This window comes from Amycolatopsis sp. NPDC003676, from assembly GCF_053587275.1.
In genome coordinates, this window is sequence record NZ_JBSFNS010000432.1 from 1 (window position 1) to 1048 (window position 1048).

The 1048-nt window shown below is 73.3% G+C and carries 1 pseudogene; it reads left to right on the forward strand.

The annotated features are described in order from the left end of the window. Positions 1–149: 149 nt before the first annotated feature. A pseudogene (locus tag ACWDNU_RS46990) lies at positions 150–1048 on the forward strand (hypothetical protein); the annotation flags it as partial.

Genomic DNA, 1048 nt, shown 5'->3' on the forward strand with positions numbered 1-1048 from the left:
GACTCGCATCCGGCAGACACCGAGGTCAAGATGAAGTTCGAACCGGTGGCTCCGGTCCGCGCCTACGAGCGGATCGTCGAGCAGATCGAGGAGGCTGCTTGTGTAACACGACGCGGCCTGTCGTCGTCGCCCGAAGCGAGGTAAACCGGATGGCCACTGGGGTCGGCCTGCGCATCGCCGATGACGAGTGCATCGCGGCGGTGGTCACCGAGGACGGCACGGTGCGGCTCGTCGAACGCGACGCACTGCTGCACATGTCCGACGAGGGCGACGCCGCGCTCGGCGGACCGGCTCCCACCGGGCACGCGCACTCGATCGCCGGTTTCGTGCGCGCGATCGGCGACCCGGCGGGCATCGATGTCGACGGCGGCGAGGCCTACCGCGCCGAGGACCTGCTGGCGACCGCGATGTTCTGCCTGATCGACCTCACCACCGAGCACCTCAGCGGCCCGGCCGAGTTCTACGCGACGCATCCGGCGCAGTGGACGCCCGAGGTGGTGCGCGGCGTGCGCGAGGCACTGGACTATCTGGGCCTGAAGTCGGTGGCGCTGCTGGGCGAGGACGAACTACCCCCGCCCGCCGACGGCATCGATCCCGGCCGCTCGTTCGCGACGTCGGCCGCGGAGGCCGCGCTGGTCGCGGTGCTGGCGACGCCTGCGGGCGCGACGCCGCCCGATCCGATCGTCACCGAGAACTCCCTCGTCGTCACCGACGTGATCCCCGCGCTCGCCCGGCCGGCGGCGACCGCGCAGGCCTATTCGGCGGCGATGCCGGTGACGGCGCAGCCGACGAAGGCGCTGGCCACCCCGACCTCGGCGCTGCCGGTCGTCGCGGTGGAACCGCAGGAACCCCAGCGCAGCCGGACGCCGCTGCTGATCGCCGCCGCCGCGCTGATCGGGCTGCTGCTCGGCGGCGTCGCGGTCTCGGTGATGCTGCGCGGTAGCGACACCACCCCGCCGCCACCGATCTCCGACGCCCGCCCCGATTCGCTGACGGTGACCCCGACGCCCGCGCCCGCGCTGCCCCCGCCGCCGCCGGTCGTCGAACC